Annotated in this window: 2 protein-coding genes and 1 pseudogene; all 3 read right to left on the bottom strand. The window is 56.9% G+C overall.

Annotated features, from left to right (window positions below):
• Positions 1 to 83: 83 nt before the first annotated feature.
• A pseudogene (locus C487_RS00255) lies at positions 84 to 1,634 on the bottom strand (type IV secretory system conjugative DNA transfer family protein); the annotation flags it as partial.
• Positions 1,635 to 1,677: 43 nt separating this feature from the next.
• Positions 1,678 to 2,826: a hypothetical protein gene (locus C487_RS00250; RefSeq protein WP_006183645.1), complete on the bottom strand. Its 1,149-nt coding sequence runs from the start codon at positions 2,824 to 2,826 to the stop codon at positions 1,678 to 1,680.
• Positions 2,819 to 6,142 carry a VirB4 family type IV secretion system protein gene (locus C487_RS00245; RefSeq protein WP_049907734.1) on the bottom strand — a complete coding sequence of 1,108 codons (3,324 nt, stop codon included), beginning with the start codon at positions 6,140 to 6,142 and terminating at the stop codon, positions 2,819 to 2,821. Before C487_RS00245 ends, C487_RS00250 begins: the two co-directional genes overlap by 8 nt.

Here is a 6,142-nt window from a genome sequence, read left to right as displayed (position 1 = left end):
AAGGAGCTGGTCTTCGTGGATTTCACTGTCCGCTTGCTCTGTTTGTTTGGTCACAACTCAGCAAGCGGACTTCTCAACTAACGGCTTTGTGAAGTACTGAGTATCTTCGTCGGGTTGGCGGCTTCATTGGCATCGCTGTAGATGAGGTTCTGGAGGATCTCTGCGTCCGTTAGCGGGTCAGTTCCGTAGCGCTCTAAACTCTGTTCGATGATATCATCGACAGTCTCGGTTGATCGAAGCGGTGGATACGGCGGGAACGAGTTGATGAGGACCGGCTCAGAATAGCGCCCACCCTCGAGCGGAAGTTTCGTCCAGGCCTTGTACTGATCAGTCGAGATCAAATCTTCTGCCGTGTAACCCTGAAACCGCTTCATCAGCAGTTGGGCGTCGTCGACGTCGTTGACCGAGAAGGCAAGAAGGTTATCACAGTTGTTCTGCATCGCTTTCAGCGTATCCTCATCGAACTGCGAGGGGTACTGGGAAGCGAGCGTCACCGATAGTCGCATCGAGCGAGCACGGGCCAGCATCGACTCGATATCAAGATTGTCGCTAGCAATGTCGTCGAACTCGTCACACAGGACAAAATAGGGGTCTGGATCGGTATCGCGTTCGTACGACCGGTGCTGAATGGCACTCCAGAGGTTGCGCATCACTCCGAGCGTGACCATCTTCTTGATGTCCGTATTCTCGACGGGCGTTCGAACGATAACGATCCGATCGTTGTCGATGATGTCTCGGAAATCGATCGTACTCTCACGATGGGCAATGATCCGACGAATCACCGAATTCTCAACCCATGACTTGATCCGTTTCAGGAGGGGACGGATCGTCTCCTCCTCCATATTCGCAATCTCGAGGCAGAACTCCCTGATGTAGGGATCCTCAACGTCAAGGGCGAAGTCTTCGCGCCGCTCGGCGTTGAGCAACGTGAAGTACATATCGATGATCGAGAACGGTTTCTCCGATTTCATCATCGCCCGAGCCATTGACTCGGTGATCGCCTCCATGTTGATGCCCCAGTAGTCGGAGGTGTCGAAGACCGCTTTCAGGTTCTCGACTCGGTTTTCGATCTCGTTCTCGAGTTCTTCGGTCGTCTCGCACTCGGGCACCTCGAGGAAGTTCATCCCGATCGTCTTCTCATGGGTGGTCGAGCCGGGCTCGATCCAGACCACGTCCTCGAGTCGATGTTCAGGGAGTTTGCGCAGGAGCTCTCGAGAGTCTCGGCCTTTCGGATCGAAGTACGTGAAGCCATAGCCGGAGTAGGCCCACTGGATCATCATATTCAGTAGCGCTGTAGTTTTCCCGTAGCCAGTGGTGCCCGTAATCCAGATATGGCGGAAAAGCGAGTCAAAGCGGAGTGGAACTTCACGGAAGCCCCGCTGTGGGTCCTTATCGTAGCCGACCCAGAGTGGTGCAGACGGTCTCTCGACACCTGCCTCGAACATCTCGCGGACAAATGGTCCTGCAACAGTGCCCTCCTGAGCCGTTTCGGTGATAGCTTGCTTCCCTCCGATGGAACTGGTCTTCTGCTCATCGATATCGTATGTCTCGCCGAGTTGGGATTGGGGAGCCGGTGGTGAATCGAGCGGAGAGTCACCGTCACCAGTAGCTTGTGTCGCTGGCTCGGTCTCCATATCTTCTGTTGCCTCTTCGGATTTACTACGGTCAAAGAATCGATCAAACACCATCGTGTCCTCTGTTAATAACGTTGTGTTCGGTGGAAGCGCTGCTACCGGTGGACTGTTCGTATTGGCCGAGATCGGCAGGGGCGCGATCACCTCGTCGGGTATATCGCCAGTCGATATTCGGCGTCTCAATCTCTGCATTGGGGATGTGTGCGACGCCGGCGAGTTCGTCGACGGTCATAATCATGTGCCGGTCGATCCACTCGCGGTCACACATTCGCTGAACGAACTGTCGAAGCTGCGTGGCACGTTTGCGCTCTCGCCGATGCCAAACAGGGTTGTCGTCAAGGCCCTGTTCAGTGATCGCGTTGTAGTACTTCCTGAACATCCCCGCGACGCCACGAGCACGGGCCTCGGCTTCGGCCTGTTCGCTCGAGATAGCGAGGACGCGAATGTTCACGTGGAACGCCTGTTGACCACGTTGCTGTTCGATGGTTTTCGCGGCCTGTTTGTCCTTCTCGCTTGGCGGTCGCGTACGAGGGTTGAGCCAGCCGACAGATGTGCCCTGCCGAAGCGCGTGAGCGAGTTCGTCGACGCTATTATGCTTGAACCGGTCGCCGTCGGTCCAGGACTGTTTCGCAGGCCGGAAAACAACCTGCGTGATAACCGTGCTTTCATCAAGCGAGAGCATTTCGCTCGTGATTTCGCCGTAGGGATCAGTCTCGAACCCCTCGCTATTGTGGTGGCGGATCGGATAGTAGGGGATCTTCTCCATCTCGAGCCACGCGCCGGCGACATACTCGTCAGCGTCGATGACGGGAAACGCATAGCCCTCCTCGACCGGGAAAACCTCGCTGTTGGCGTAGTTGTTCCCAACACGCCGTCTGAACTTGTCGGCAGCTGCCTCGGTAGCAGCGTGCATGTAGAACTTGATCTTCCCTTCGTCAAACCAGACCTCGAAAGAGTGGTGGTCGCTCGTATTCTTCCCACGGAAGTTCGTCGTCACATCGTGGACTGACTGGAGGACCCCGGCCCCGTCCGCGATACCGTTGTTCTCTTTGTAGGGGCGGATCCGCAGCAGCGTGCCTGGCGTATCCGCTTGCTGTTGGACGAACGAATCGTGCTCTCCGAAGTTGAGTTGCGTCGCCTCGTACTGTGGCGACGAACCTATGATTGTCTTGATCTGGTTGAACCTAGTCATGGTCTTGGGTGTCAGACTCCGTTTCAGTCGTATCCTGTGCAGTAGCTGATTCTCCACCATCAGGCCGGACAGACGATTTCTCACTGTCCGTCTCGAGGGAATGCTCGACGACCGCATCGAGAACCTCTTCTTTCGTGAGGTCTGCCTCGAGAAGCCGGCTGGCCGCGTCTGGACTGAGATCGAGACGGGTTGCAAGCGCGTTGCGCTGAGCTTCGTTCTCGACGAATTCTTCGAAGGCGAGCAACTCCGCTGGCTCGTCACGAATCGCCTGCTCGATGAAGGCCTGGTCCTCGGGCTCGTAGTCGATAACTCGTTTCTCGAAGTCGTCAGCCACGATATGCAGCGGGTACGTTCCGTGTTCTTCGACGCGAACGAGTGCCTGACTATAGCCGAGATCTTCGTTCCCGGCATCGGCACCCCTGACGTACCGTCGCTGCTCTTCGGTCAATCCGATCTTGTCGGCTGTCCGATCATCCAATTCGGGGAGCTTGTGGAGGACCTTGATCGGGCACATGCCGATGATCTTCTCCGCCTGCTCAGTTTCGTAGAATTCCTGGGCCGTCTGAGAGAGCAGCACCATCCGAAGCCCTGCATGGCGTTGGTGCCGGAACGCTGTCTCGAGGAAGTCGAGATTCGCTTGATCCTCAAAGAGGTAGTGGGCTTCGTCGATCGCGAGTTCGACGTTTCGCTGGGTGTTTTTCGCTTGCTGGTAGATCGTCGACAGCAGCAGTTGCATCAAGAACGTCTGGCGATCGATTCCCGAGGCACTGCCCTCGATCTGACCGAGGTCGATATAGACGACCTTGTTGTCGCCCTCGAGGATATCGATCTCGGAGTGATGTGAGAGGTTTTCGTATGAGCCACCCTCGCGGAACGGCTGGAACGCAATCGCGAGTTCATCTGCATACTGTGCGGCACGCTCGCGAGCGGAGTCAGATTTCGCGATGTTGTGCTCGTCCGGGTTCTCAGCGATATCACAGAGGATCCGATGGACGTCCTGCATTGTCGGTGAATTCGCCGACGTGTGCGTCGAGACGTCGTCTTCAACGATCCCTGCTTGCCGGTAGGCTTCATCGATGACGTACGAGAGGACGCCCGTCTCGGTTCCGAGTTCGATATCACGAGCGTTGAGGAAGTTCTCGAGGACGGCGTAGACCTCGTCTTTCTTCGCCGAAAGGGGAGAGATCCCGTCACCGGAATCAAGGACATGCTGGGGCGTCTCGCGGATCTCGAGTGGGTTGAGTTTCGTATCGCCACCGACGGTGATTGTCTTCGCGTTCAGCGCGTCTGCGATCCCGCGGAAGCCACCAACTGGATCGACGAGAACGAGCATTGTGTCGTTTCGGCGTTTCATCATCCGAAGGTGGCGCATGATGTCGCCGAACGTCTTCCCAGCGCCCGGCATCCCGACGACGAGTTCACTGTGACCCGTCTCGAGCGCCCATGGGTTGATGTGAATCGGAGAGCCGTTGTGGCCGTGATAACCGTACTCGATACCCTCGTCCATCATCAAGTAGTTCGATGAGAACGGAAACATCGCGCCGACGGCTTGGTTCGTCAGCGTCGACATACGATCACGGCCAAGTTCGTTCGCGCCAAGCGGCGACACTGTCGCGAGTCCGCGTTCCTGCCAGCGACTCGCGACCTTGAGCGTACAGTTCGCCGGCGCATCCTTGATGATCGAGCGGAGACGCGTCGTCTGATTATCGAGTTCCTGTTGACTATCAGCGGCGAGGCGAATGAACACGCCACCGCGATAGAATGACGCTTTGTTCGCACGGACGAGCGACCGCATGTACTTCGCCTGATCGATGTCTTCCTGGAGATCTTCGGATTTGAGACTGTTCGAGTCGTGCTGGTTGATCTTCAAATCCGAGATCCAGTCAGCCATCATATCCTGGGCCGACTGGCTGTCGAACGGATCGAGATGGATGCTGATGTCGGTCTGCAACTCCGTGTCGAGTAACAACCGCTCGAGGAGGCCATCCGGGGGTTCCTCGGGGAACTGTTCAATCCAGAATGTGCGAACGTACGTCTCGTCGTTGATCACGGCGTAGGTCGTCTCCCAGTCGACTGTCGACGGCGCAATTACTGACTGGTGCATCGTCGACGTGTCTGGCAGCTGGTCACCCGTTCCGTCTGACGAGCCGGCGTCATCCTCCTCGTCGATAGTGTCTTCACCACGATCGCTCGAGGCCATATCTGACGGACTATCACTGTCGCGCTCAACCATCGAATCGAGGACATCATCGGGATCAGGTGTTGCTGGGACACCGTCGCTTATCCCGTGGGAAACGATCGGGAACGTGCCGAGTGCGTTCGTGATATCAGCGTACTCTTCGGGATGGCACGTCCAGTATTCCTTCGTGATCCGAGCGAGGTCGTAGGCATCAACAGGGCTAACCGAACATCGATAGAGCGACGATCCACCACGACGGAGTTGTGTGAGTCGTGACTCGAGGTGTTCTTCTTTGAATTGCTCTCGCTCGGCGTCGGTCAGATCGTCACTCTGGAACCGACCGAAGAGCCGTCCAATAGCAGGAAGATCAGCAAGATAGGCGAGGACACTGTCGTCGGTTGTGTCGAAGTGCTCGATATCGTCGTCGTTCACTGCAGTGATGAGGTAGTACTCGCGGATCGTGGTCGTCTCCGAGTCGATTTCGCCGTTGTCAGTCGTATTCGCTCCAACGTACTCCTCGAGCAGCCGTTTCAACACAGGACGTGAGCGAACGTCGGCGTCAGCGAGCCGATCCTGGTGTGCACGGACGGTCTCGTCGTCATCGACCTCGCGGCTAGTGACGTAGATCTTCACTGGAAAGTCGACGGTCGAGTTGGCGAACTCCGAGAGCGACTGGACAGCCTTCGCCCACGCATCGTCGTCCTCGAGGGCCATGTTCGCGGGCTCGACCTTCATCGCCCCAACGAGTGCGCCATCCGTTCGTTCGATGGCATGCGGGTACACTCGCTGTAGGCGAGTCAAATACCGGACCTCGCTGTTGTCCTCGCCACCGTGCGTGTACTCCTTGTTCTTGATCGCCCAGCTAAGACGAGCAGCGAGCCACTCAGTCAGCCACAGATATCGGGGCTTGACCTTGTGGAGCAAGAACAGCAGTGTCGTAAGCATAAGCCCGAATCCCAGCACTGGGATCGTCAGTGCTGCCGGGACGAACGTCGCTGCAACGACCGTGACGAACGCCACTGCAAGAAACAACATGAGCTCGCCAATCGTGTAGCCCCGGAAGAAGGCCGTTGTGCCACCCAGTGACTGGTGGATCTTTCGCGCGGTATAGTCGTGATCAGGGGTGTTCGTACTCAT

This window comes from Natrinema pallidum DSM 3751, from assembly GCF_000337615.1.
GTDB lineage: Archaea > Halobacteriota > Halobacteria > Halobacteriales > Natrialbaceae > Natrinema > Natrinema pallidum.
Note: the sequence above shows the minus strand (reverse complement) of the source record. Positions and strands in the feature narration are given on the sequence as shown.